The following is a 25,598-nucleotide window of genomic DNA, read 5'->3' as shown; positions in this document are numbered from 1 at the left end:
TTTCCAGCCAAATTTTGAGTGCGCGATTTCGTGCCATTCGTTGATAAAGGCGCGGTAGCTTGAGGTGAGGAGCTTGTGAAGCTCGGGCTCCGAGCGCCCGGCGAGAACAAGCTCCTGATAGGCGCGGAACTCGGCTTCGTTGAGATTCCGCCAATGGGAATCGACCATATGATCGACCGGATGAACCCCATCCGGAACTGAATTCAAGTCGTTGCGAAAAATCTCGAGCCTCCGGGCGTGGAGATATCGAACAGTCGCCTGCAACATATCAAGGCGGGTAGGAAAGTGATATTGCATACCGCCGCGCGACACGCCTGCTTTTTCGGCAATCAGGAGCGCGGAAACCTCAGAATAAGGCATTGATGCATAGCAGGTCACAGTTGTTTGTAGCAGTTGTTGGCGCATAGCTTCACTTTTGGCAGCTTGTATTTTGGAGCTACCGCGACGGTTCCTACCATCTGTTTTTTTAGTCTTTTCTTTTTTATTCATATGCGGAACTTTAGATGACTGGACCATTTTGGCCGATGCATCAGACATAAATATCGCCTCATTAGTTTCTTAGACTTGTCCCAGTCACTTCGTGCAAGTGCGCATATCATAGAGATTGTTGTCAATCAGCAGGAACTTGCCTGACAAACTATATGCTGCAATATAAAAAGCAATACTGCTTGTTATATTGCGAGCGCGCATTTAACATTCCCGTAGCTTGAAAATAATCAACCGAAGGAGATATTTATGTCAGCAATTGGACCGATCCGACAGCTTGGATATGTGACACAAGATGTTGAAGCCGCCGCAATGCATTGGATTAATAAAGGTATAGCGGGCCCGTTTTTTCTGATGAAAGGTGCCGTTTTTGGAGAATGGAATAGTGAAGGAAAAACTGCTTCGGCCACTCTTGATATTGCCTTCGGTCAATCCGGTGATGTGATGATTGAGCTGATCACACCAAGGGATGGTGCGCTCGATCTCTATCGATCCGAACTATTAAAGACCCGCATTTGCAACCCTCATCACCTAGGTTATCTAGTGAAAGATTTGGAAGCTGTCGGACAGTCATTAGATACTGAAAAAAGAGTCGTGCGCGCAACTCTCGATTCTAAAAACTATTTTGAATATTATGACACCCGCCCGTTATTCGGCCAATTCACAGAAATAATTCAAGATTGTCCTGAAAATCAGCAGTTTATTGATTTTGCTAAAAAGGCAGCATCTGAATGGGATGGTAAAACTGAACCTCTGCGAGAAGCGTCCAGTCTTGGCTAATAAAATATCTAAATAACAATTAGATAAGTGCTATCCTACCAATTATGTCAGTCCTGCGACAATTGACTTTTAATCGTTTCTCATAAAACAAGCAGTCATGCTGGTAATAACGAATGATATCGAATTTTAATTAAAAGCATGATTCCAAAAAAAATTTATGGGAGAATATTTGTGACGAAATTGTGTATGAAATCGCGCCTTTTATGCGGTGCCATGGCGATTGGCTGGGCTGTGACAATGAGTGCCGGTGCATTGGCCCAGACTGGAAATTCCAGTGATGCAGCTGTTGAGGCGGCTGCCGATCAAAATGACAATGTGATTGTTGTTACCGCGCAACTTAGAGAACAAAATATTCTGGATGTGCCGCAGGCCGTTCAAGCTATCGGAGCGACCGAGCTTAAAAATAGCGGTGTTGAATCTCTTGCCGATGTCATCGCGATGATACCGAGTGCGACCACTGGATCAACAATATCGGCGGGTTCAAATACCTTCCAAATCCGCGGAGTGGCTGCGGCAGAGACGGACGGGGACTCAACAGTCGGCTTCTATCTTGATAATTTTGCATTCTCCCTGCCGGGCCGCCCTTATGCGCCATCGGTAGATTTTTATGATATGGAGCGCGTTGAAGTGCTGCGCGGCCCCTCTGGCACGTTATACGGTTTGGGCTCCCTGGGTGGTACCATTAAGATACTGACGGCACAGCCTGACCTCGTTGATGCACAGCTATCAACAAGGATTTCGGCAAATATTACCGATGGGGGCGAGCCGGGTGCTGCGGCCGACATGATGGTCAACGTACCTCTGATAGAAGACCGCCTGGCCTTGCGGGGTGTGGTTTCTTATCAAATGATAGGGGGCTATGCGGATGTTCTTCCCACCGGCAAACGCAATGGCAATGATGCCAATAATTTCACGGGCAGGGTCAAGCTTTTGGCCGTGCCCACCGACACGCTGCGTGTAACACTTTCAGCATGGCATAATCGTTCAAATCAGGATTTTTCCAACCGGATAACTTTTGTTGATCCACCAGTGCTGGACCAGACATTCGGAGTAGCGGACTCTAAATATACCTTGCTAAGCGGCGATGTGGAACTGGACCTGAATTTTGCCACGCTATCCAGCACCACCGGCTACATAAAGAATACCGTTATTGTGAATAATGGCGGCTTTATTCCCGGCATTGGTGATTTTGCTGCATTCTGGCCTCTTCGTACGAAAAACTTCAGCCAGGATTTCCGGTTGACGTCGCAGGGCAACGGTTCTCTTCAATGGTTGATTGGCGCGTTCTATCAAAATGGTGAAACCAAAGGTGGCCAAAGCGTATCATTGTATGATTTCCCAGTTAACGATCAGATGGGACTTGGCACTTTTAACGACAACCGGCTTAAAAGTGAAGCATTTGCCATATATGGTGAGGGGACTTATTCGTTCTTTGACGATGTAGTGGATCTGACTGTTGGCGGCAGATATTATCGCGAGAAGCGACGGTTCGATGAGAACAGTTCCCTGACTTTCTTGGAAGATGATGTTGTTATACCGACTATCGGAACGGATCGCGCAACCAATGATACAATAAACCCGCGCTTCAATATTGCTATACATCCAAGCGGTAACGGAATGGTTTATTTCGAGGTTGCAAAAGGGTTCCGCAGCGGTGCTATCACTTCAAGCTCGATCATTGCGGCTGCAAATAGCGCATTAGGGACAGATTTTTCAAATTCGTCTCCTCCTGACACGTTGTGGAACTACGAAGCAGGTCTGCGCTGGTCATTCTTGAATGACGATCTTAATGCCTCATTGTCCGTCTATCAGTTTGATTGGGCAGATGCCCAGATCGAGCTTTCACCGACGCTGCAAAGCATTGTGGTACCGGTTGGAGATGTCCGGGGCCGAGGTATTGATGCTGAAATAAACTGGCGCACCCCGCTTGATGGTTTGAGATTGCAAGTTTCGGGAAACACTAACGAGACTGAACTGCGTGATGTCATTCCAGAAGTTGCTGCGGCACTACCTTGGGTTTCCAATGGTCGACAACTGCCCGGTACGGCAAAACATACACTCTCGGTTTCGGGGTCGTATGTGATGCCAGTTGGCGAGTGGGATCTTGGGGTCCACGGCCGTTATTCTTACCGGTCACGGCAACAAAGTATTTTTGATGGCCGCTATGCGCCATGGTCGGGTCTTGGCTCGATGCGGGTTACTCTCAGCCGAGATGATCTAGAAGTGGCTTTGTTCTCGGATAATATCGGTAATTCCGGTCGTCCAATTTCAGTTCCTGGTGGACAGAACCAAATTCCGTATCCGCGGACTATCGGTATCTCTTTTGAAAAGAAGTTCTGATCGATCTGATTAAATGATTGATGTCCCTGAACCATCAATTCCCATCGGCCAATATGGTCGATGGGAAAATCAGGAAGTAAAAGCCAGCCAGTTAAGAATTGATCGAAAATCGCGTCACGTATCGCGAACTTGTCCCCCCATTAATGGAGTTCTAAATATTATGGCAAAGATAGAAAAAGAGTTCTTGGAAGCAAGAAAGCCCGATGGTGACTTTGAGGCGCCGCCATTCCTTCCTCGTAAGCCAATTCCAGATATCGGATCACAGAGGATAGATGGTGAGCGGTTCCATTCGCGCGAATTTATGGAGCGTGAGTGGGAAACGATCTGGAGCAAGACTTGGAATATCGGATGCCATGTAAGCGAATTGCCTGATCCGGGGTCCTTTCGTGTTCATACGCTTGGCCATGAATCGCTGCTGTTCGTTCGCGGTGAAGACGATGTGATAAGGGGATTTTTCAACATCTGCCAGCACCGTGGCAACATTCTGTGTCAGGCACGCGAAGGGGATGTGGCCCAGTTTAAGTGCCCGTTTCATGGCTGGGAATGGAATGTAGATGGCAGCTTGAAGCGCGTTATGCATCCACATCTTTTTCCGCAATTTAAAGACGGTGTGCCTGACGGAGAATTGGACTTGCCACCGCTGAAAGTTGATACTTGGGGCGGCTGGGTATGGTTCAACATGGACCTTCAAGCCGGCCCGTTGCGGGAATTTTTAGGCGAAGCCGGGCAGCATCTTGAAAGCTATGAACTTGAGAAATTCAGTCTTGTTGACCACAAAAGTTTCGAGTGGAAGGGCAACTGGAAGCACGCGCATGATGCGTTTAACGAAAGTTATCATTTTGAAGCGCTTCACCCAGAGTTTCTGAACTTTGCCGAAGGTTTTGATGTGCCAATCGAACTGCTCGGTATTCACAGCCGTATGTTAAACTTCAACCACACGGTCAGCGAAATTCTGGCTGATCGGGATAGTTTGAACCCGCTGCGCGAAAAAATGCTTGGCATGCCGGAAGGTTATGAAGGTTCGGCTAAAGATGTGCATCTCGCCGTGATTGCACACAAGCGGAGTATTCAGGATGAAACGCACTTGCCATATAAGCGAATGAGCGATGAGCAGCTTGCCCATCAATATCATTATACATTCTTTCCCGGCACTACATTTACATCTACTCCTGAAATGTCGATCATATTCCGGTATCGTCCGCATGAGACCGATCCCAATTATTGCTATTATGATTTCCTGATAACGCGCCACGATCCGCCAGGAACGCCGGAACCGGAATTTGAATATCGTATGTATCGGCATGACGATCTTCCCAATTACATTGACGCATTTGAAGGGACCTTCGATCCGGTTCTAGCCAACGTGTTACAGCAAGACGGCACGAACATGCCAACCATGCAACAAGGGACCGCGTCGCAAGGTTTTCGGGGTATGATCTTGGGAGAACAGGAAATACGACTGCGTCATTTCCATCAGAATATCGACCGCTATCTGATGGGCGATGCACCGAAGAGGGGGGATCGGTAATGACGAAACCAGCAAAAATCCACGTCATTACGGGCGGAAAATACCACGATTTTAATCTTGCCCGCTCGACAATACTCAACTTGATGGCCGAGGATGAAAGGATCAGGGCAACTTGCGCTCAGGATTTCCATGGATTGGAATGCCTTGACGATTATTCTGGTGTTGTTCTTTATACCTGTGATCTCATGCCAAGTGAGGCCGAGACTGAAGCCCTTGATAACTTTGTTCTTAATGGCGGCAAAATTTTTGCTCTGCATGCTGTCAACGCTGATCTGGAGTTTACAGACGGCCCCGAAATAGTTGCTAGCGGCGTAAGAATCCCGGGACTGGTAAAGCCCACTGCCAAGCATATTGCTCCGAAATTCATGGAGCTTATCGGTAGCCGTTTTGTTGTACATCTTGCAGCGCAGGAAATTCATATTCATGTCGAGGATAATGAACATCCGATAACAGCGGGTCTCAACGATTTTACTGTGATTGACGAGCCTTATGTTGCCGAGCCCTTAGGCGAATATCATACACTGCTGAGTGCTCGCTATAAGGGCGATGCACCAGGCTATGTAATTGACGAAGTTACCGAAGACCCTCCGCGTCCACAACTATACATCAAAAAGCACGGTAAAGGCGGAGTTCTTTATACGCCGCTGGGCCATGCATGCGGTAAATTTGATATGCAGCCACTCATGGAAGAAGCGCCGGTTGTTCGAGGCCCTTGGGATGACGTAAATTATCAGGAAATACTTCGCCGTGGATTGGCTTGGATTGTAGATGGAAATAAAGCGTGACAGAGGCATCTCACATTAATCATGCAGCGGACTCCTTACTTGCCGGTAAAGTGATAGTCATTACCGGCGCCGCTTCCGGTATTGGCAAACGCGCTACAGAGCGCCTCCATGATGCAGGAGCGAAAGTCGTTGCTATCGACAGGTCCGAGGTGGTCCATGATTGTGCAATGACTCACCGGATGGATGTTAGCAGCGAACAAGACTGGTTGGCATGCGTCGATATAATCCTAGACCGTTTCGGACAAGTAGATGGCCTTGTAAACTGTGCTGGAATCATTCGTATGGGGTCTGTCGTAGAAACGGAACTGAAGGATTTCCAGTCGGTTTTGGAGGTGAATGTCATCGGCACATTTCTGGCCATGAAAAATATTCTGCCGATCATGCTGAACAAAGGCGAAGGATCGATAGTCAATATTTCTTCAACGGCTGGAATCGCAGGCGCACCGGGTGCGGCAGCTTATTGTGCAAGTAAGGGCGCTGTCAGGATGTTGAGCAAATCAGCAGCACTGGATGCACTCGCGCTCCCTGGTGCGGTGCGCGTCAATTCGCTGCATCCTGCTATGACCGAAACTCCTATGGTTCAGACGATTGTCGACCAGTTAGGCGGAGATTCCACCATTGAAGACCAAATGCGAGCTCAGCAGCCATCGGGACAGTTTATTACACCAGATGCAGTCGTAGATGCGATAGTTTTCCTGCTTGGCGATGGCTCTCGTTTCGTGAATGGATCGGAAATGCTGGTTGATAATGGATTTACGGCTCAATGAGTGAAATTCGTGCTGAACTCATTAATGCGTCTGACCTGGAAGAGGGGGTGTCCCAGTCATTTGTGATTAATGGTTGGCCGATCTTGCTATGCCGAAATGATGGTCAGACTTACGCTCTTCTCAACCGTTGTTCCCATCAGGCATCGCCGCTGGTCGGTGGCCGAGTCCGGCGTGGAGCGATTTCTTGTCCCTTACATGGGACTAGATTTCGTCTTGATACAGGCCGCTGCTTGGGCGGAATGGATTACGATGACCTGCGGACATTTCCTGTTTCTGAAAATGACAAGGGTATGATTGAGGTTCTGGTTCCCGCAGAACAACCCGGTGTACGTGAAAAACCGGTCTGAATGGGCCATGTAAATGAATTTATAATATTATAGCGGGACCATCATGAAATTTTACGATTTTGCAGTATTCGCCCCCAACCCTTGGATCGTCTGGATCTTTGCGCAAGAAAAGGGAATAAAACTCGAGCGCTGTGAAGTGGATTTGCTCACTCGTGAGAACCGGCGGGAGCCTTTCTTGTCCGAGGTTAATCCATTAGGCGAGTTGCCCGCTCTTGTAACGCAGGAAGGGTATCCACTTAGTGAAGTTGTACCGATATGCGAATATCTGGAAGATAGCTTTCCATCGCTTCCTTTAATCGGCAGTACCCCTTGGGAACGTGCCGAAACACGCATGTGGGTTCGAAGGATCGATCAAAACATCGCCTGGCCGATGGGGGAAGGCTTTTCTGTTGAAGATGGCCGGAGCTTTTTCGAAGCAGATGAGAAAGATTCCGACATCAAGAGTACAAAGGTGCTGTTGCCCCGCGAAGCGGCTCCGTTACTCAAAAACAAAGCAATGAATAAACTAGTCTGGCTGAACAGCCAGATGGAGGGTCGGGAATGGATCTGCGATAACCGTTACACCCTTGCCGATATATACCTATATGCCTTCCTGCAGTTCGGAGAGAACCATGGACAACCCCTCCCAACCGGATGTGAGTGGCTACACGATTTCTTCTCTCGTATGAAAAAAAGACCTTATGCTTGGCACGGTAAACCTGGTTCACTATCTTAAGGGCCGAATTGACGACAATTTCTTACAGCCCCAAGGAGAACCGCGACGTGCTTAGTAATGTCAAGGACACGGCCTGAACAGACTAGCGAAGCTCCGGCGATTTCTTCTCGGCTGAGCCTTCTTTCAGCGCAGCTTTGATATGCACGGTAATACTGCCATCGCAGCGAGTTGGCGCAGTCGTCTATGCCTCAAGTGTCTTTTCAACGCTGACGGGCAACAAACGGAAAACTAACCACCTGATCCGTGCTCTCAATCTGTTTGTGAGTGATCAAAATTGTCTGCTTGAGCCGGTCTTTGAGATTTGTCAGGCATTCTGTGGTAGCCGCAGCACGTTCGGCATCCATATCGCTGTCCAGTTCATCACCGATGAAAACCGGAAATACCTTCGCTACAAGGAGCTGGCCCAGTCCGATACGCAAAGCCAGATTGGCCACTGTTGCACCGGCACCAGAGAGCGTTTCGATCTCCTGACCATCCACGAAAAATCTCCATCCCCTCCGTGACCTCCACAGAACCCAGCACCCCGTTGGTCATTTCGTAGACAAGAGAGGAGGCCACTCTGGAGAGTGAAGGAGCAAGGTGCGCCTTCACCTCAGCACGAACTTCTGCAAGAGCAACAGCACCTGCTGTAAAGTCTCCGGACTTCTTCCTTACCTCTTTGACCTTGAGGACGGCTTCGTCAAACTGGTGCTGAGGCACTGGAAGAGCAGCTTGTCCACCTGTGACTGCAGTTGAACCAGGTTCCAGGGCAAACGCTCCTTGCAAGCTCAACTGGTTGCTGGGAAAGGTAACCGAATATTCGATGTTTTTTATCATGTGATGTTCCTTGGTAATTATATGATGGAGGTTAATCAGTAAAATTAAGCTGCCCAACAGCGGTCAGTTCCGTGATGATCCGATCAATATCTTCACCCAACTCTAAAAGCTTATCGTTTCATTGATTAAAGATATTCGTGGGTCCGACGACAAAAAGGATTAAGATTTCTGGGTCCGCCTGGGTCCGCCACTATCTCGCTATACCCCTTTGTTCTCCTGTTGATCTTACGGTAATCGGCTAAAAACGTCGGAAAATGTAGATATCAATTCGTTGACATCAAAGGGGTCGGGAGTTCAACTCTCTCTACGCCCACCATTTAACAATCCTGATATTAAACAGATTTCCCAATTTGGGCGGCTTCATCAGTTTTCATTCTGGCAATTTCTGTTGCTGCCATTGAATATTCGACATCCACTCTGTTGACTATCAATGATAGCAAGAATTAACTCAAAAGCGGCTGGACCGATGGGTTGCGAGATTGCTTGGAATATTCGAGGTTAATTTTAATAGTTAACCGCCTCAGCATTCTGCTGATTCAATACCACATTCTATAAGATTGCTTTAGATCAGCTGATATTCACACCTATTTAGAATTTGACAATTAATTTAAGTTATAAGCATTGCCTACTGCAGAAAGCATAGGAATATTCTGCTGATTTTCAGGAAATTTGTTATGCGTGATCTTATGATAACAGTGCTTTCTAGCACTACCATTATTTTTGCATCATATGTAAATTTCCTTCGCTTTAATGAATACCCACTTTTACGGTATGAAGTCTTGATCGTAACAGTCGGGATACTTGCGCTTACAACTTTAATTAGCTTATTGCACCGGAGCCAAGAAGCGTTGGGTCGCTCTATTCTAGAGGGGTTTTTAGTTTTTTTCGTCTTCGATCAGAATAATGCTGGAATATTATATTCTACTTTGGCTGGAGCGACTGTAATCGGTATCGTTTTATATCGAAAAAAATCAACATTACCCTTTCTTGGAACCGCAGCCTTTATAACATTGCTAACCAACATCATGGGAATTGGTAGCGCTCCACTAAACGATGTCAATAAACTAGTAGCTACCGACAGGCGTGAAGCGCATTCAACCGATTTAGAGAAACACCCTGCCTTGCTCTATGTAATTCTTGACGAACATATAGGTATTGAAGGGCTGCCGCATGAAAATACCCAAACCTTAGCAATGAAAAAAGAGCTTCAAGATTTTTATATTTCAAGAGGGTTTCGTTTATATGGTCGAGCTTATAGCGAGCACTTGCATACGGTGAATTCGATACCGCAAATCCTGAATTTTGGTGAAACGCAATCTCCCGTTCCGAAACCGATGGATGGCTTACAGGTATCGCGTAACTCATATTTTGATTTTTTACATAAACGTGGTTATCGTATCAACGTTCTACAATCCGACTTTGTAGATTATTGTAGCCATCGGTCGATTGTAGACTGTGAGACATATAGTTACGCCAATTTATCGGCGCTATCCCAGGCACCAATTTCAATTGGTCAACGTGCTAAATTAATTGCAATGCGCTATTTCATATTATCACCTACCGCTCGCAACTTCGGTTATTTATATTTGCATACCGCTATGAAACTTAGCAAATGGGGTATAGTGCTGCCTAGTTTTGGACTACAATCAGGTGGCGAGGTTAGTAGCCTGAATGCGTTTCTAACCATTGATAGATATACAAAAAAGCTCGAAAATGCTGAAGCTGGCGACGTTTTTTTCGTACACACTCTATCTCCACACTACCCTTATATTATGACCCCCGACTGCCGTATAATCTCTGTTGATAGCTGGCGACGTCGTCATGCAGGGTATTCTCGTAATTCACGTGAGAATTCGTATTTTGACCAGATTAAATGTGTAAATAAGAAGCTAGATGCTGCTCTTGTGGCCCTTGAGCGTTCGCCTGCGAGAGATAATTTCGTCGTAATTGTCCATGGTGACCACGGGTCGCGCATTACGAGTCTTGACCCAACGGTTGAGAACAAAGACTCTTTTAGTGATGCGGATATGATCGCTGGATTTTCCACACTTTTTGCTGTTCGCGGGTCAGGTGTAAAGGCGGGTTATGTAAATCAAGCTGCACCCGTATCGATGCTATTGAAGAATTTCAGCGAAAATGAATTTCTCACATCTCCGGTCGTGCCTCAGGCAGTAGATGGATTAGTAACTTTAGATGATGAAAATTGGCAACCCAGAAGCTTACATTCGTTGCCTAGAAACTGGCTAAGCTCAAAGTAAAAAGGAGAGAGGAGTAATTTATTAACTAAACTCTGAAATATATCTGCTCAGTGACAATAGCGGAGAATATTTTGTGATAAAGAATTACTCAATCAAAAGCGTACTAGCTGTGTTCCTTACATGCTTTATGGCCGCACCCGCATTTGCTTATCTTGATGGTGCAACTGGAAGCATGATTCTTCAGGCATTGATTGGCGGCACAGCAACCGCAATGGTTTTTGGGCGTTCCTATATCGCTAAAGCAAAAACCTTTATTTCCGGTGGCTCGCGCAAAGCAAAAGAGGCAGGAAAACGCAAGTGAATGCTATAGTGGACCCTGGTTCCTTTCGTGACCCTGCCGGAAGAATATTTTCGTCTGACGAACGGATATATCGAACTGTTATGCCGGTAAGCGCGCCTGCTTACGAAAGCCTACGCGACACAGGTCTGCTAGAGCGTTTAATCAACGACAATAAACTAGTGGCTTCAAAAGAAGTTGACCCTATTTCTCTTGGTGATTTAGCAGATACTTCTCAGTATTTGCTTGAACACCCTCGTATTCCATTTGTGAGCTATCCTTATGAATGGTCTTTTGCGCTGCATAAAAGTGCGGCGCTACATCATTTGGATGTTCATCTTGAGGCACTGGAATCCGGCTTCACACTCTCGGATGCCACTGCCTATAATGTACAGTTTTTGGGCACACGTCCTACCTTCATAGACCATCTCTCATTTCGTCCTTATCGCGACGGCGAAATATGGATGGGGCACAGGCAATTTTGCATGCAGTTCCTGAATCCTTTAATTTTAAGGGCAGTGGTGGGCATTGAACCTAATAATTGGTTTAGAGGAAGCCTAGAAGGTATCTCGCCTGAAGATCTCGCGCCGTTAATCTCTCTGCGGAAATCTTTGTCATGGACAGTGTTGATGCACGTTAAAGCGCAAGCATCATTGCAGCGCCGGTCATTACGTTCAGATACGAGCCGCAATCCGCGTGAACAGCGGCTGTCGTTATCTGGAATGAAGGGCATACTTGAAGGTCTACGCAATTATATTGAAAAGCTTGAGCTAAAAAATTCTGAAACTGTGTGGCAAAATTATGCCGCTGATAATAGCTATGCTAAAATTCAAGCTGATGAAAAACGCCAGTTTGTGTGCGAAATGGTTGAAGCCGCTAATCCAGCTTTGCTTTTCGATTTGGGTTGTAATTCCGGAGATTATTCTCAAGCTGCACTAGATGCTGGCGCAGGCTCGGTGGTTGGCTTTGATTTTGATCAAGGGGCTCTGGAACATGCCTATAAGCGCTTTGATGCGGCTAAAGCTCACGTTCTTCCATTATGGCTTGACGCCGCAAATCCCAGTCCTTCGCAGGGATGGTCTCAAAATGAACGTAAAGGCTTAGCAGAACGCTCAAAAGCTGATGCGTTGATTGCATTGGCGTTTATCCATCATATTGTCATTGGTCGGAACATTCCCCTTGATATGGCGATTGATTGGTTGATTAGTTTGGCACCAGTCGGCGTCATTGAGTTTCCTTCCAAACAGGACCCGATGGTTCAAAGATTGCTACGTCAGCGTGAAGATATTTTCCCTGATTATGAGGAAAGCAATTTTCTTGGATTGCTAGGTGGTAAAGCGAGAATTGTTCGCAGCCAACATCTGTCACAAGATGGTCGTTTGCTTGTCTGGTATGATCGCAGTTAACACTTTCTGGCAGTAGCGGCCTCACAGGTTTGCGGGAAATTTGCCTTTATGGCCTTCGACGCAATATCGCATAATAAAAGTTGAAGCCAAATATGGGTGTGTATGACATCCAATGAAGAAAACGCCAGTTAATTACTAGTATGAAAAAGGCATTGCCACCGACTTCGCAATATTCCCTAAAGCGATTGAGCTATCCTGCGATTCTTTCTAATTCATGTTAAGATTAGCTATAATCCCAACTTGAATCATGAATTTCCTAGGGCTATTCATTTATTTTCCTGCACAACCATTTAAGTGCGATCGGGTCTGACCGGTCCCCTTACGACCCGATATGATTCGGGATTTCCGATAAACTTGCCGAGATATTCCGGATCGTTGCGGTGCCTTTGGTTTCGCGGTTTTCTGTGCCAAACAGCGGCTTCATGCGCGAGATTTGCGCCAGCGGGCGGCGGCCTGGCGGGTATGCATTTCGCACGTCGTCTGCAAAAAAATCGTTGAGCCCTAACTTTCTTCCCCACTGTCACCGATGTGAAATAAATTGCGCCTAGTGCGGCCCCAATAAATATAAAAATCTAATTTATTAAATATAGGGGTATAATAATGCGTAATATTGCAATTGCGTTAACGATTTCCTGCGCCTTTCCTTCTGCTATATTTGCACAAGCGACAGAGGGTACAGTAACGGGGCGTATTTATAATGAAGAAACTGGTGATTCACTTCGCGGTGCTGTAGTCAGCGTCGTTGGCACCAATGAACAGGATTACACGACAGAGGATGGCCGTTTCCAGCTGTCCGCCAGGCCCGGTGACGTTACAATCCAGATTGATTATGTCGGATTTGATAAGGTTCGCCGCACTATAACGGTTCCCCAGGGCGGCAATGTCGTCGCGAATATCGGCCTTGCTAATGAATCGCTTGCCGGGGCCGACATCATTGTCCGTGCCTATGCGACGGGGCAGGCTCTTGCCATTAACCAGCAGAAAACGGCCTCCGGTATCGTCAATATCATTTCCGAGGAAGTTTTCGGCCAGATGCCCGACGGCAATATCGGCGCTGCGCTTCAGCGCCTGCCGGGCCTCAGCGTGAACGAAGACCAGGACGGGTCAGCCGCAGGTATCAACATTCGCGGTATCGAAGCGGACTATAACTCGTTTCAGGTAGACGGTAACCGCATGCCCACATCCGGCGGTGGACGCGGCTTTGACTCGCGGCAATTTGCCGCAGATGGCATTACCAATATCGAGGTTATCAAGGCCCCGACACCGGACCGCGACGGCGATGCCGTGGGCGGGATCATCAACGTGGTCAGCCGCAGCGCGTTCCAGCGCAGTGGCCAGGAAGTGAAGCTGAAATTAGGCGGCGTATATAGCGACCTGCCCGACAAATTCGGCCATTCCGCCACGGCACAATATTCCGACCTGTTCTCTGTCGGCGGCGGCGACCGGAATCTGGGCGTCAGCCTGACCGTCAGCAGCTACCGGACCAACCGTTATTCCCTGAACCGCGATATGGACTGGGTGCAGGTAACACCGGAAAACAATCCGGAGCTGGACCTTGCCCAATGGGACAAGCCGGTCTGGTTCATGGAATCCTCTCACTGGGAATATGACACCCGTATCACCGACACGAACACGGCGAACCTGGCGCTCGATTTCCGGACGGACGAGTTTAACTCCTTTTATCTTCGCAGCTTTTACAGCTCTTCCAAGCGCAGCGGTGTGAGCTATGAAACCGATATTGATATCGACACCCGGTTTCAGGATGCTCTGGGCGGGCGCAAGACCTATGACGTGCTGACCCCTGATTACGGGCGCGGCACGGCCGGTGATGATGGCTCGCAAGGGTCGCGCGGCTGGATCGGCACCGAAGACAAGCGTGATAATAAATTGTTCTCGGTCAATTTCGGTGGCCGGCATGAAGCGACGAACAGCTTGCTGACCTATGATCTCTTCTATTCCAGAAGCAAACAGACGGTTACCAATGATAACGAGCTGCAAATATTGATGGAGCCGGACGATCCATGGCTGCAGTTTGAATATGAACTGGTCAACCCGTCACGCGGCAATGTCATTATCAATCCGATTGATGGTCAGGATCACACTGATCTGTCCTTGATGACGGAAGGTGAACTGGAAGTCACCAACTCGGTCAAGATCGAGGAAATCTACAGCGCGCGCGCCGACTGGGAACGCTCGTTCGACATCGGATCAAGCGAGCTGACGTTCAAAACCGGCGGTAAATTCTATCGCAGCTCTCCGCGCTATGACCGGACCACCAATATCTACAGCATGGATGAAGCCTTCCCCTATGCGGATGTCGTAACGGCAACAGATCAGGTGTTGCTGGGCGGGCCAAAATATTATGATGTTAATCCACGCAGCGGGATCGATCTTTTGCAAAGCCGTCCCGAACTTTTCGAGTTTGAACCGGAAGACTCACTGGAAGACAGCAACTTCGGGGACTATGATGCCACCGAAGATACCAAGGCCGGTTATGTCATGGCGACATTGCGGACCGGCGCACACACGATCCTTGGCGGTGTGCGTTACGAGCATGTGAAGTGGAAAAACTCCAACTATGTCGTCAGCTATCTGGACGAAGTGCCAAGCGTTACCGAGGTTCGCTCCAGCGATTCTTATGGATATTGGCTCCCCGGTATCCATTTGCGCCATGAACTTGCGCCCAACCTTATCCTGCGGGAAAGCTATAATAAAAGCTATGGCCGCCCCCGCCTGAGCGAGCTGACCCAGGGCCGGTTCGTAAACGAGGATGGCGACATTTCGGACGGCAATACAAGCCTCACGCCTGCTTTGTCGGACAATTTCGACGCGCAAATCGAATATTATACCCGCACCGGCGGCCTGTTCTCGGTTGGCGTGTTCTACAAGAAGATCAAGAATTTCACTTACGAAAGCGTCTATGATTTTGACGAACTGGACGCGAACGGTATTCCGATTCCAAGCCCTGAAGGACAGTTTGAATATGAACGCCCGGTCAATGGTTCCTCCGCCAAAAACTATGGTCTGGAGCTGATTGCGCGGCAACGTCTGACCTTCCTGCCCGGTCCGCTTAGCGGTCTGAGCGCGGCGGTTAGCGCGACCTTCTCGGACAGTAAGGCTGAATATCCCAACCGCACCGATGATCGCGATCTGCCCCTGCCCGGTTTTTCCAAGTTCATGTTTACGGGAAGTCTGGACTGGGTCTGGAACGGATTTAACATCCGCGCCGACTATCGCCACCGTGACGCTTATGTCGAAGGCCTGGGCTCCAGCATCGAAAGCGATGAATTTTTTGCCGCCGAACAGCGCGTGGATCTTGAGGCCGGGTATCAGTTCAAAAACGGGCTGAAGCTCTATGCCGGTGTCACCAACCTGACCAACGAAGCGCAAGTCTCCTATGCCGGGTATAGGCAATTTGTCGAGGATGCCAGCCTTGCCGGGCGCAAGATCAACTTTGGCGTTGAATATAAGTTCTGATAAAATCTATTCTGATTACGAAGGTATATTTCCATGAAAAAGATCCTTTCCTATACGGTTTCATCCTTCTTGATGGCGACCGCACTGGCTGTTCCCGCTTATAGTGCCCAGGCGCAAAACGCTGCTGCACAGACGGAAACTCCGGCAGCAAAACCGGCAGAGAAAAAAGCCAAGAACGTCATCCTGTTTGTGGCCGATGCGGGCGGTGTGTCTGTCATCCATGCCGCAAGCGTGCTGGGCTATGGCGCGCCGCTAAAACTGAATATCCAGCAATGGCCGCATCTGGGGTTAAACGAAACTTCGCCGGTAGATAAATATGTGTCGGACTCTGCCAATGGCATGTCCTCTATCATGACCGGCGTCAAAACGCGCAATGGCGTGATCAGCCAGTCGGCCGATGCCGAGCGCCGTATAAAGGATGGCGCACCGACCAAGACCCTGCTTGAATATGCCGAGGAACGCGGCCTGATGACAGCGGTAATCAGCTCGCAATCCATAACCGATGCGACCCCGGCGGCCACCTATGCCCATTCCAATGACCGCGGCAAATGGGGTGAGATATTCCCCCAGGCCTTTTCACCGCGCTATGGTGACGGAGTGGACGTGATGTTCGGCGCTGGCCGCAAGAAAATCGGCGATCAACTGGGAGCCCGGGGCACCAGTTTCGCCAAGCTGAGCAACGAGCATCAGCGGCCAATCTATTCCCGGCTTGACGAGGTTCCGGCATCCAATACGCGCCCCGTGGTCGTGGGTGACAATATGGACGTTCACGCCGCCACGCTGAAAGCGCTCGATCTGGTGGAACAGTCACCAAACGGATATTTCATGGCTGTGGAATGGGATGCCCATACCAACGACGCGCTTGAAGGTCTGCAAAATGTCGTCAATTTCGACAAGTTGATCGCCGAGGTGCAAAAGCGCGTCAATCTGGACGAGACATTGCTGCTGTTTACCGCAGACCATTCCTTTGGCCTGCAAGTCGATGGCGGCGCTCGCGGAGAGGAATTGATGGAAGGTTATGCTGACTGGAAAGCGCTCAAAAAGGATGACGATGTTGTCCGTTTGGAGAATATTCTGGTCAACCGGACCCACACGGCAGAAGAAGTCCCCGCACTGGCAATCGGTGCTGGCGCGGATCAGGTGCGGGGATATTTCCCCAACACCTATCTGTTTGATGTGATGATGAACGCATATGGTTGGACCGAGGATGCCAAACCGGCTCAATAAGCCGGATATTCCGGGTTGCCCGTGACGATTTCATCACGGGCAACCCGATCTTATTCAGACTTCACAAAGTTCAGGCCGTATCGACCAGCACGATCTCTGCGTCCTCCAGTGCGGTCACGACAATCTCGTTTACCCCGGTGATCGCCACCCCGTCACGGGCATTGGCCTCGACATCGCCGATCCGCACGCGGCCCGTGGCTGGCACCAGATAGGCGTGGCGCTCCTCACTCAGTTCATAGCGCAAGGTTTCACCGGCCTTGACCGTAGCGCCAAGTACGCGGGCGTTAGCGTTGATCGTCAACGCGTCTTCATCCCCCGCGATACCCGACGCCAATGGCACGAAACGGCCATCACGGCTGTCTTTCGGGAAAGGCCGTGTGCCCCAGCTTGGCGCATGGCCCCTGCGGTCGGGGATGATCCATATCTGGAACAGGCGGGTTTCCTCATCCTCCAGATTATATTCGCTATGCTGGATACCCGTGCCCGCGGACATGACCTGAACATCGCCAGCTTCGGTCCGCCCTTCATTGCCTAGATTGTCGCGGTGCGAAATCGCGCCCTTGGTGACATAGGTGATGATTTCCATGTCATTATGCGGATGCGCCGGAAAGCCGGTTTTCGGCTGGATCCTGTCGTCATTCCAGACACGAAGCGCACCCCAGTGAAGGCGCTTGGGATCATAATAGCCGGCAAATGAAAAATGATGGTGCGTATCAAGCCAGCCGTGATTATCCCCACCGAGCGAGGTCAAGGGGCGCAGCTCAATATGTGCTTTTGTTGTGGTCTGGGTCATTTTGATTCTCCATATCCGACGGACTATGCCGTCCTGTTGCCCCCTATATAGGTCTTATGGTCTGATCGTAATATCCCGATAAAGTTCATCATTTTGTTCAATTAAGTTGAATAGTGATGCCGGAGCCGACCGGCTTGCCAAGTGGAATTCTGTCCGGAAAAGCACATTCCAACTTTCACAGTGTAACGAAAATGCCACCGAACAGGAAACATGCTGTCACAATCATAGCTTAAGGCAGCGGCCCATGGACAGTTTCATGGGAGCGCCCCACATGACCGACCAATTTCCAAAAATCCCGCTGCTTGACGACAAACGGTATGAAGCCATGCTGTCCAGAAAGCCGCCCGTTCACCCGGGCAACCGAAAGCGATACCGGACGATCTGGATTTCCGATGTCCACCTGGGAACACGGGGATGCAATGCCGATTTGCTGATCGACTTTCTGGATCATGTCGATAGCGACACGCTCTATCTGGTTGGCGATATTATTGACGGATGGCGGCTGAAAAAGAAGTTTTACTGGCCGAGCAGCCACAATGACATCATCTGGCGGATTTTGAAGCGCGCCAAGCGCGGCACCCGGATCGTTTATATCCCCGGCAACCATGACGAGATGTTCCGGCAATTTACCGGGCTTAATTTCGGCGGTGTCGAGATAAGGCGCTCGGCCATTCACAAAACTGCCGATGATCGCCGCCTGCTGGTGCTGCACGGGGATGAATTTGACACGGTGATGCTGGCGCACCGCTGGCTCGCCTTTGTCGGGGACACGGCTTACACATTGCTGATGCGGCTGAACTGGGTCGTGAACGCCATTCGCCGGAAAATGGACCTTCCTTACTGGTCGCTATCCAAAATGGCGAAGCACAAGGTCAAGAATGCCGTCGAGTTTATCGGCCGGTTTGAAGAACTGGTCACAAGGGCAGCGGGCAGCCGCGGCGTCGATGGCGTTGTGTGCGGCCATATCCACACCGCCGAAATGCGCGAGATAAAGGGCGTGCAATATTATAATGACGGTGACTGGGTAGAAGGCTGCACCGCGCTGGTCGAAGCGGACGATGGCAGCATGGAAATATTGCACTGGGCCGACGAAATGGCGAAGCGCACCGCCCGGCAAGCCGAACAGGGAAAAGTCACTCAGTTTGAAAAGCAGCGGGAGGAAGCGGCATGAAAATCGCTTTGGTCACCGATGCCTGGCACCCGCAGGTCAACGGCGTAGTCCGCACGCTTGAAACCGTCATCGAAATATTGCGCGATTGGGGGCACGAGGTGCTGGTAATTTCGCCGGATCAATATCGCTCGGTCGCCGCGCCGACTTACCCGGAAATCCGGCTGGCGATTACACGGGCACGGACAGTCGGTGAACGGATCATGGATTTTGGTGCCGATGCTATCCATCTGGCAACCGAAGGACCGTTATGCCTGTCTGCGCTGCGCTGGTGCCGGAGGAAGGGCCGCCCCTTTACCACCGCCTATCACACGCAATTTCCGGAATATCTTGCCAAGCGCACCCGGCTGTCCCCCCGACTATTCTGGAAATATATCCGCTGGTTCCACGGGCGCTCCGAAGCCATCATGGTTTCAACGCAAAGCGTGCGCGGCCAGTTACGCGCGGAAAATTTGCCGCAGGTCCACCATTGGAGCCGCGGGGTTGACCTCTCCAACTTCTCGCCCGATGCGCCGCAGCCCGCTATTTTTTCCAGCCTGCCCCGCCCTGTCCAGCTTTATGTCGGGCGCGTGGCGGTGGAGAAAAATATCGAGGCGTTTCTGGAAACAAGCCAGCCGGGCAGCAAGGTTGTCGTGGGCGACGGCCCTGCCCTTGACCATCTGCGCAAGAAATTCCCCGATGTCCATTTTGCCGGACGCAAAAGCGGGCGCGAACTGGCCGGATATTATGCCGGAGCCGATGTGTTTGTTTTCCCCAGCAAAACCGACACATTCGGCCTGGTGGTTATCGAGGCTCTGGCCTGCGGGACGCCGGTTGCCGCTTATCCGGTCACCGGCCCGATTGATATCCTGACCAGCAAAACTGGCGTCATGGACGATTGCCTTGACCGGGCGATTGCCGGAGCCTTGCTTTGTGACCCCGCCGCCTGCCTGCCATCGGCTGCCGGGTATAACTGGTCGGCCAGCGCGCAGCAGTTTCTGGAAGGATTATCCCCGATGACAGCGCTGCAAGTTTCGCAAAAGTCCCCAAAAGCGGGGCGATAGAAAGGCCCATCGCGCTCCAACCCTAAGCCGGTCACAAGCCCGCCCTATCGCCATCCCCATTTGGCTGCATCGCCAAATATTACAGTTTTGTTGCACTTTGTGTCATAAAACTGTAATATATCCTCATAGGAATGAGGAGAAATGCAATGAAAATGGCGAAAATTCTGGGTGCCGCAACCGGGCTACTCATGGTTTCTGCTCCTGGCTGCGCAGGCACAAGGTGAAATCGGTTATACGCAAGGGTCGCTTGGCTATGATGCCTTAATGGCGGGTGAGAACGAAAAAGCTGTAAAACAGCTGGAAACCGCTGAAGGTATTAGCGAAAATGACCCCGCACGCTTAATCAATCTGGGTCAGGCCTATGCCCGTACCGGACGGACAGGCGAAGCCGCGGAAATGTTTATGACCGCCATAAACAGCAAGCACAGCTTTGCCTTGGTGCTGTCGGATGGAACGGTGATCGATTCCCGTGAAGCCGCGAAACTGGCGCTGAGCAGTCTTAATCACAGGGTCGCATCGCGCTAAGACGGCCAACACCAGTGTTGGTTGGTGATTAAACGCCTGAGGCGGCGGGACCGAAGTCTGGCCATAATGAGCCGCGCTGTCACCCCTGCGGCAGTCATTCGCCTGCCAATCAAACACCGATGCCAACGCCTCAAAGCGGCTTTAATAACTATATATAGTGTTAACTGGCCGCATTATTTGCTTGTGGCCGCTATTACCTATTTTGCGCCGCACCATAAAATATGGCCGTTGGCCAAGCCTAAACGGTGATTGAAATATTTGTGTAATATTTGAGTCCCTGAAACGTCACACAAGACTCGCTAACACGTCATTTAACAATCCTATTGGCCTTGTCCGAGGGCGATGGGGATAAAGACTGATTCGGTTTCCACATCGTTTGAATCGCTAATTTCAAACTGATCTCGCGGAGACCAATTCCATGATAAGCAAGCAACTTCGTACCGTATTTTTTGCCAGCGCGGCGGCCCTGGCAGTGACCGCATGTGGTGCAGATGACGTAGCATCTCCCGGTGAAGGCAATCTTGTCGTTATACCGGGTGGAGGTGGAGGAACTCCTACGCCAACACCGGGCACACCTACCCCAACTCCGGGCACACCTGCCGCGGACTGTCCTGAAGGCACTGCGAATGTCGGCACGATTGAAACGGGCGGTGGATCGGCTCGCAACTGTCAGATTTCCGGCGTTATCCAGGGCAACCTGACCATTCCAAAGCGCGATGGCACGATATATTCGCTGTCCGGCGGCGTTGAAGTCGGCATTGATGGCGGCGCTCAGGGCATTTTAACCATTGAACCGGGCGTTGTTCTCTTCGGTTCATCTGGTGGTGACTTTCTTATGGTCAATCGCGGCTCTCAGCTTTTTGCTGAAGGCAACGCATCTGCACCGATCATCTTTACCTCGCGTCAAAACGTAGAAGGCACAGCCGGTGTGGACAGCATTGGCCAATGGGGTGGTATCGTGCTTCTTGGCCGTGCACCGATTTCCGATTGTGCCACAGGCGGCGCATCCAATCCTGGCGGAAGCCGCGATGATTGTGAAGCGATTGTCGAAGGTCCGTCAAACGCAGTCTATGGCGGCACATTGCCAGGCGATTCCAGCGGCAGACTGTCCTATGTCCAGGTTCGCTATCCCGGTTTTGAAGTTTCCCCTGGCAACGAACTCAACGGCATTACATTGGCCGGTGTCGGCAGCGGAACATTTTTCCAGAATATCCAGGTCCACAACAGCTCCGACGATGGTGTCGAGTGGTTTGGCGGCCGGGTAAACGGCAAAAATCTGGTCATGACCGGCATTGACGATGACTCGGTCGACTCCGACTCCGGTTATAAAGGCCACAACCAGTTCGTTCTGGCTGTCCAGCGCGTTGGCGGCGGTGACCATGTCATGGAAGCGGATTCCAATGGCGATGAAGATGCCGAACCACGTCAGGATCACAAACTTGCCAACGTGACATTTGTTTCCAGCGGCGGCGACCATGTCATCCTGCTGCGCGGCGGCGGCGACTATGCTTTCTATAACAGCATCCTCACCAGCCAGGCTGGCGGTGCATGTATCGATATCGATAGCGCAACCACGATCCAGACAACCGGCCCAGACGAAAACGGTCCTCCGGTCTTTGAATCGGTATTCATGAGCTGCCCGACTGCATTTGTGGATGATGGCAATATAACGGTGGCCCAGATCCAGACACTGTTCAACGCGGGCAGGAACAATACCGCGAACGGTACATCCACTCTGGTCAATGTTGCCGCGGCCTATCCGTTCATTAACGGTGCCAACGAAAATGGTGTGACGCCATTTGCGGTAAGCGCGATCAACAGCTTCTTTGAAGATGTGGATTATATCGGCGCCGTGAAAGATGCGAACGACACGCGCTTTCAGGGTTGGACATGCGGTCTTTACGCCAATGACTGCGCGTCAGCCCCAACCATTAGCTAAACCTCAAAAACAGCTAAGGGATGGCGGCAAATCTGCTCGCCATCCCGTTTTTTATTTACGCACAAGGAACCTTCCCGATGAAAAAGCGGACAGTCTTTATCTCTAGCTTGCTCTTGAGTACGGCGCTCCTGTCTCCATCAGCATTCGCACAGACAACCACCCCGGCCGAAGATCCGGCTGTTGCTGGTGATGATAATGATCCGGATGATGATGTAGATGTCTCGGCACCCGGAGGCAGCTTCAACAACGAGATTATTGTTCGCGGCAAATATATTCCGAACCCGATCCGCGCGACCTCGGAAGTTGTGACGGTCCTTGGCAGCGAGGAAATTGCGCGCGCCGCAGATGGCGATATTGCGGGATCGTTGCAGCGCGTGACCGGGCTTAGCGTGGTCGGCGGGCGCTTTGTGTTCGTTCGCGGCCTTGGCGAGCGTTATTCGCTGGCCCTGATGAACGGCCTGCCCCTTCCCTCTCCCGAACCGCTGCGCCGCGTTGTTCCACTCGACCTGTTCCCTACCAGCGTCATTGCCTCTACGGTTGTGCAGAAAAGCTATTCGGTCAACTATCCCGGCGAATTTGGCGGCGGTGTTATCAACCTGACGACAAAGTCCACACCGGACGAGCCGTTTCTCGACATTAAATTCGGCCTGAGCGGCGATACCGAAACCACTGCAAAACTGGGCTATACCTATGATGGTTCCGACATGGATATCATAGGCTATGACAGCGGCACCCGCGATATTCCAAGCGGCCTTGCCCAGGCGATGGCACAGAATGTTCCCATCTCTGTCGGCACAATATTTACCAGTCAGGATCTTCAGGATTTCGGAGCCAGCCTGAACAATGCCGAAACCAACCTGATCCAGCGGAACCGTGATATTCCGGCCAATTTCTCGGCAGAGATCACGGGCGGCACGACTTTTGATCTGGGCGACAATAGCATCGGCATCATTGCCACCGCCGGTTATGAAAATAGCTGGCGCACGCGCGGCGGTGTGCAGCAAACCACCCAGGGCCTCGTCAATATAGACGGCCAACCCGGACTGCGCCCTGACCAGGATTTCCAGTTTGTCACCACGGAAAACCGGATCGTCGTGAACGGTCTTCTCGGCATGTCAGCGCAAATTGGTGAGCATGAGCTACGCTTCACGAACCTCTATATCCATGACACGTCGAAAGAGGCCTCGATCAAGGCCGGCTATGACGCGATTAACGTGGATGAGGAAACCCTGCTCAATCAAAGCCGGACAAGCTGGTTTGAGCGGCAGCTTTTCACTTCCCAATTTGTCGGGGAATTTGAATTTGACGCATTGTCGGTTGATATTCGCGGTGTTTATGCAAATTCAAAGCGCGATGCACCGTATCAGCGTTCAAACAGCTATGCCTTTGATGACCGGATCGCCAATGACTTTGTCAATGATCTGACCTCACCGGGCCAGTCCGCGCGTATCCAGTTCAGCGACCTGAACGACGATGTTTATGGCGGCGGGCTGGATCTGGGCTATGAAACAAATATGGGTATTCCGATCAACCTGAACGTCGGATACAGCTATTACCTGAATGACCGTCAGGCCCAGCGCCGTGATTTCCGTTTCACCCCGACCAATGGCCTGCCCAATCCTGTCGAACAGGAACGGATCGACTTCCTGCTTTCCGATTATAATATCTACACGCACGGAATCGAGCTGCGCGAAGTGGCGTCGCAAGCCTCTGTCCCGGCGTATGAAGCACAGCTGGAAATCCACGCAGGCTATGGTCAGGTTGATGCAGAGCTTGCCGAAGGTCTGCGCCTCAATCTGGGTGCTCGCTATGAAGACGCCAAGCAATCGGTCACTCCGATATTGCTCCAAGGTACCGGCGGCGTAGCGGCGATCACCAGCCTGAACAACGATTACTGGTTACCGGCAGGCACATTGACCTGGAACTTTGCGGAAGACATGCAGTTCCGCGTTGCCGCTTCCAAGACGATTGCCAGACCGCAATTTCGTGAACTGGCTCCGCAGCAGTTTCTTGATCTGGAAACCGACCGCACCTTCATTGGTAACCCGCTGCTGACCGATAGCGAGCTTATCAACCTGGAAGGCCGGTTCGAATATTATATGGGTCGCGGCGAGCGTATGACCATCGCCGCTTTCTATAAGGATATCGACAGTCCGATTGAAAATGTTGCCTTTGTTCAGGGCGGCGGAACGCTGTTTACCGGCTTCTCCAATGCCCCGGCGGCAAAGCTTTATGGCGTAGAGGCAGAGCTGGTTAAATATTTCTCGCTCAACAATATCGGCGGCAACTTCTTTGAAGACCGGCGTCTGATGCTGGCTGCAAACTATACCTATACCCAGTCGGAAATTAACGTCGCTGACGGGGATGAAGCGATTAACCCGGTGACCTTGCTACCCACGGCGGCAAGCAATCTGTTTGATGACGGTGACCGGTTGACCGGACAGTCCAAGCATGTCGCGAACCTGCAATTCGGGCTGGAGCGCGAAGATGGCCCGCTGTCACAGCAGACCATCCTGCTGACCTATAACAGCCCCCGCGTGACCGCTCGCGGCCCGCAGGACCAGCCGGACCTGATCGAACGCACCGGATGGCAGCTCGACTTCGTTATGCGCGAAGAGCTTAATATCGCTGGTCAGGATTTCGAGGTCAAGTTCGAGGCCCGCAACGTGCTGGGCACCGATTACCGCGAATCACAGACGCTGGGTGAATCGGTGATTTTGAACAATGCCTATGATGTCGGCACGAAATTATCGATGAGCATCGGCCTAAAATTCTAATAGCCTGATATTAACAATCAACATGGGGGTTCGGGTCTGAAAACAGCTTCTTTTCCGAACCCCCATGATAACGCCGGACCTGTCTGGCCCCACTAAAAACGCTGTCTTTTTTCCGTCATACAAGAGTCTTTCACGCGTCATAAA

Annotated in this window: 20 protein-coding genes; 17 read left to right on the top strand and 3 right to left on the bottom strand. The window is 50.7% G+C overall.

Annotated elements, in window-relative coordinates; genetic code table 11:
• Nucleotides 1-537 (bottom strand): TetR/AcrR family transcriptional regulator (locus VIN76_RS07525; protein ID WP_332041218.1); only part of this gene is annotated, 537 nt, incomplete at its 3' end.
• A 198-nt stretch (nucleotides 538-735) separates the two neighbouring features.
• On the opposite strand from VIN76_RS07525, the gene VIN76_RS07520 reads away from it, so the two are divergent.
• The 7 genes from VIN76_RS07520 to VIN76_RS07490 all read left to right on the top strand — a co-directional run bounded on the left by VIN76_RS07520 (nucleotide 736) and on the right by VIN76_RS07490 (nucleotide 7,748).
• Nucleotides 736-1,266, top strand: a complete 531-nt coding sequence (locus VIN76_RS07520; protein WP_332041217.1) for a VOC family protein — start codon at nucleotides 736-738, stop codon at nucleotides 1,264-1,266.
• A 186-nt stretch (nucleotides 1,267-1,452) separates the two neighbouring features.
• Complete coding sequence (locus tag VIN76_RS07515; protein WP_332041216.1) at nucleotides 1,453-3,606, top strand: TonB-dependent receptor; 2,154 nt, start codon at nucleotides 1,453-1,455, stop codon at nucleotides 3,604-3,606.
• Nucleotides 3,607-3,766: 160 nt separating this feature from the next.
• Nucleotides 3,767-5,134 carry an aromatic ring-hydroxylating dioxygenase subunit alpha gene (locus VIN76_RS07510; RefSeq protein WP_332041215.1) on the top strand — a complete coding sequence of 456 codons (1,368 nt, stop codon included), beginning with the start codon at nucleotides 3,767-3,769 and terminating at the stop codon, nucleotides 5,132-5,134.
• On the top strand, nucleotides 5,134-5,919 hold the full coding sequence (locus VIN76_RS07505; protein WP_332041214.1) for a ThuA domain-containing protein: 786 nt from the start codon (nucleotides 5,134-5,136) through the stop codon (nucleotides 5,917-5,919). The genes VIN76_RS07510 and VIN76_RS07505 overlap by 1 nt, the downstream gene beginning before the upstream one ends.
• The gene (locus VIN76_RS07500; protein WP_332041213.1) at nucleotides 5,916-6,686 is read left to right on the top strand and encodes an SDR family NAD(P)-dependent oxidoreductase; all 771 of its coding nucleotides are present in this window, start codon (nucleotides 5,916-5,918) and stop codon (nucleotides 6,684-6,686) included. The genes VIN76_RS07505 and VIN76_RS07500 overlap by 4 nt, the downstream gene beginning before the upstream one ends.
• Nucleotides 6,683-7,033, top strand: coding sequence for a Rieske (2Fe-2S) protein (locus tag VIN76_RS07495; protein ID WP_332041212.1), 351 nt, complete (start codon nucleotides 6,683-6,685; stop codon nucleotides 7,031-7,033). Before VIN76_RS07500 ends, VIN76_RS07495 begins: the two co-directional genes overlap by 4 nt.
• 43 nt (nucleotides 7,034-7,076) lie before the next feature.
• Entirely contained in the window at nucleotides 7,077-7,748 is a 672-nt protein-coding gene (locus VIN76_RS07490; protein ID WP_332041211.1) for a glutathione S-transferase family protein, read from the top strand.
• Nucleotides 7,749-7,948: 200 nt separating this feature from the next.
• Here VIN76_RS07490 and VIN76_RS07485 read toward each other — a convergent pair whose 3' ends face one another.
• Nucleotides 7,949-8,227, bottom strand: a complete 279-nt coding sequence (locus VIN76_RS07485; protein WP_332041210.1) for a hypothetical protein — start codon at nucleotides 8,225-8,227, stop codon at nucleotides 7,949-7,951.
• Nucleotides 8,228-9,238: 1,011 nt separating this feature from the next.
• On the opposite strand from VIN76_RS07485, the gene VIN76_RS07480 reads away from it, so the two are divergent.
• From VIN76_RS07480 to VIN76_RS07460, 5 genes are all read left to right on the top strand, one after another.
• The gene (locus tag VIN76_RS07480; RefSeq protein WP_332041209.1) at nucleotides 9,239-10,822 is read left to right on the top strand and encodes a sulfatase-like hydrolase/transferase; all 1,584 of its coding nucleotides are present in this window, start codon (nucleotides 9,239-9,241) and stop codon (nucleotides 10,820-10,822) included.
• Nucleotides 10,823-10,895: 73 nt separating this feature from the next.
• Complete coding sequence (locus VIN76_RS07475; RefSeq protein WP_332041208.1) at nucleotides 10,896-11,123, top strand: hypothetical protein; 228 nt, start codon at nucleotides 10,896-10,898, stop codon at nucleotides 11,121-11,123.
• Nucleotides 11,120-12,505 carry a class I SAM-dependent methyltransferase gene (locus tag VIN76_RS07470; protein ID WP_332041207.1) on the top strand — a complete coding sequence of 462 codons (1,386 nt, stop codon included), beginning with the start codon at nucleotides 11,120-11,122 and terminating at the stop codon, nucleotides 12,503-12,505. The genes VIN76_RS07475 and VIN76_RS07470 overlap by 4 nt, the downstream gene beginning before the upstream one ends.
• Nucleotides 12,506-13,105: 600 nt before the next feature.
• Nucleotides 13,106-15,982 carry a TonB-dependent receptor gene (locus tag VIN76_RS07465; RefSeq protein ID WP_332041206.1) on the top strand — a complete coding sequence of 959 codons (2,877 nt, stop codon included), beginning with the start codon at nucleotides 13,106-13,108 and terminating at the stop codon, nucleotides 15,980-15,982.
• Between the two features lie 33 nt (nucleotides 15,983-16,015).
• On the top strand, nucleotides 16,016-17,209 hold the full coding sequence (locus VIN76_RS07460; RefSeq protein WP_332041205.1) for an alkaline phosphatase: 1,194 nt from the start codon (nucleotides 16,016-16,018) through the stop codon (nucleotides 17,207-17,209).
• Between the two features lie 70 nt (nucleotides 17,210-17,279).
• Here the strand turns inward: VIN76_RS07460 and VIN76_RS07455 are convergent, their stop codons facing one another.
• A complete protein-coding gene (locus tag VIN76_RS07455; protein ID WP_332041204.1) occupies nucleotides 17,280-18,002 on the bottom strand; it encodes a pirin family protein in 723 nt (240 codons plus the stop codon).
• Nucleotides 18,003-18,327: 325 nt separating this feature from the next.
• Between VIN76_RS07455 and VIN76_RS07450 the strand changes: the two genes are divergently transcribed.
• From VIN76_RS07450 to VIN76_RS07430, 5 genes are all read left to right on the top strand, one after another.
• Nucleotides 18,328-19,173, top strand: coding sequence for a UDP-2,3-diacylglucosamine diphosphatase (locus tag VIN76_RS07450; protein ID WP_332041223.1), 846 nt, complete (start codon nucleotides 18,328-18,330; stop codon nucleotides 19,171-19,173).
• Nucleotides 19,170-20,213: a glycosyltransferase family 1 protein gene (locus VIN76_RS07445; RefSeq protein ID WP_332041203.1), complete on the top strand. Its 1,044-nt coding sequence runs from the start codon at nucleotides 19,170-19,172 to the stop codon at nucleotides 20,211-20,213. Before VIN76_RS07450 ends, VIN76_RS07445 begins: the two co-directional genes overlap by 4 nt.
• Before the next feature lie 168 nt (nucleotides 20,214-20,381).
• Nucleotides 20,382-20,738, top strand: coding sequence for a hypothetical protein (locus VIN76_RS07440; protein ID WP_332041202.1), 357 nt, complete (start codon nucleotides 20,382-20,384; stop codon nucleotides 20,736-20,738).
• A gap of 418 nt (nucleotides 20,739-21,156) precedes the next feature.
• A complete protein-coding gene (locus tag VIN76_RS07435; RefSeq protein WP_332041201.1) occupies nucleotides 21,157-22,677 on the top strand; it encodes a hypothetical protein in 1,521 nt (506 codons plus the stop codon).
• Between the two features lie 77 nt (nucleotides 22,678-22,754).
• Nucleotides 22,755-25,454 carry a TonB-dependent receptor domain-containing protein gene (locus tag VIN76_RS07430; protein ID WP_332041200.1) on the top strand — a complete coding sequence of 900 codons (2,700 nt, stop codon included), beginning with the start codon at nucleotides 22,755-22,757 and terminating at the stop codon, nucleotides 25,452-25,454.
• Nucleotides 25,455-25,598 lie beyond the last annotated feature (144 nt).

The sequence above is a fragment of the Parasphingorhabdus sp. genome (genome assembly GCF_036568145.1).
Lineage (GTDB): Bacteria > Pseudomonadota > Alphaproteobacteria > Sphingomonadales > Sphingomonadaceae > Parasphingorhabdus.
The sequence above is the reverse complement of the archived record's forward strand: the minus strand, read 5'-3'. Positions and strand labels throughout refer to the sequence as shown.

Bases quoted from the DNA above. Each gene is read 5' to 3' on its own strand.
- VIN76_RS07520 (WP_332041217.1), top strand. From the start codon at position 736: ATGTCAGCAATTGGACCGATCCGACAGCTTGGATATGTGACACAAGAT.
- VIN76_RS07515 (WP_332041216.1), top strand. From the start codon at position 1,453: ATGAAATCGCGCCTTTTATGCGGTGCCATGGCGATTGGCTGGGCTGTG.
- VIN76_RS07510 (WP_332041215.1), top strand. From the start codon at position 3,767: ATGGCAAAGATAGAAAAAGAGTTCTTGGAAGCAAGAAAGCCCGATGGT.
- VIN76_RS07505 (WP_332041214.1), top strand. From the start codon at position 5,134: ATGACGAAACCAGCAAAAATCCACGTCATTACGGGCGGAAAATACCAC.
- VIN76_RS07495 (WP_332041212.1), top strand. From the start codon at position 6,683: ATGAGTGAAATTCGTGCTGAACTCATTAATGCGTCTGACCTGGAAGAG.
- VIN76_RS07490 (WP_332041211.1), top strand. From the start codon at position 7,077: ATGAAATTTTACGATTTTGCAGTATTCGCCCCCAACCCTTGGATCGTC.
- VIN76_RS07480 (WP_332041209.1), top strand. From the start codon at position 9,239: ATGCGTGATCTTATGATAACAGTGCTTTCTAGCACTACCATTATTTTT.
- VIN76_RS07465 (WP_332041206.1), top strand. From the start codon at position 13,106: ATGCGTAATATTGCAATTGCGTTAACGATTTCCTGCGCCTTTCCTTCT.
- VIN76_RS07460 (WP_332041205.1), top strand. From the start codon at position 16,016: ATGAAAAAGATCCTTTCCTATACGGTTTCATCCTTCTTGATGGCGACC.
- VIN76_RS07455 (WP_332041204.1), bottom strand. From the start codon at position 18,002: ATGACCCAGACCACAACAAAAGCACATATTGAGCTGCGCCCCTTGACC.
- VIN76_RS07450 (WP_332041223.1), top strand. From the start codon at position 18,328: ATGCTGTCCAGAAAGCCGCCCGTTCACCCGGGCAACCGAAAGCGATAC.
- VIN76_RS07445 (WP_332041203.1), top strand. From the start codon at position 19,170: ATGAAAATCGCTTTGGTCACCGATGCCTGGCACCCGCAGGTCAACGGC.
- VIN76_RS07435 (WP_332041201.1), top strand. From the start codon at position 21,157: ATGATAAGCAAGCAACTTCGTACCGTATTTTTTGCCAGCGCGGCGGCC.
- VIN76_RS07430 (WP_332041200.1), top strand. From the start codon at position 22,755: ATGAAAAAGCGGACAGTCTTTATCTCTAGCTTGCTCTTGAGTACGGCG.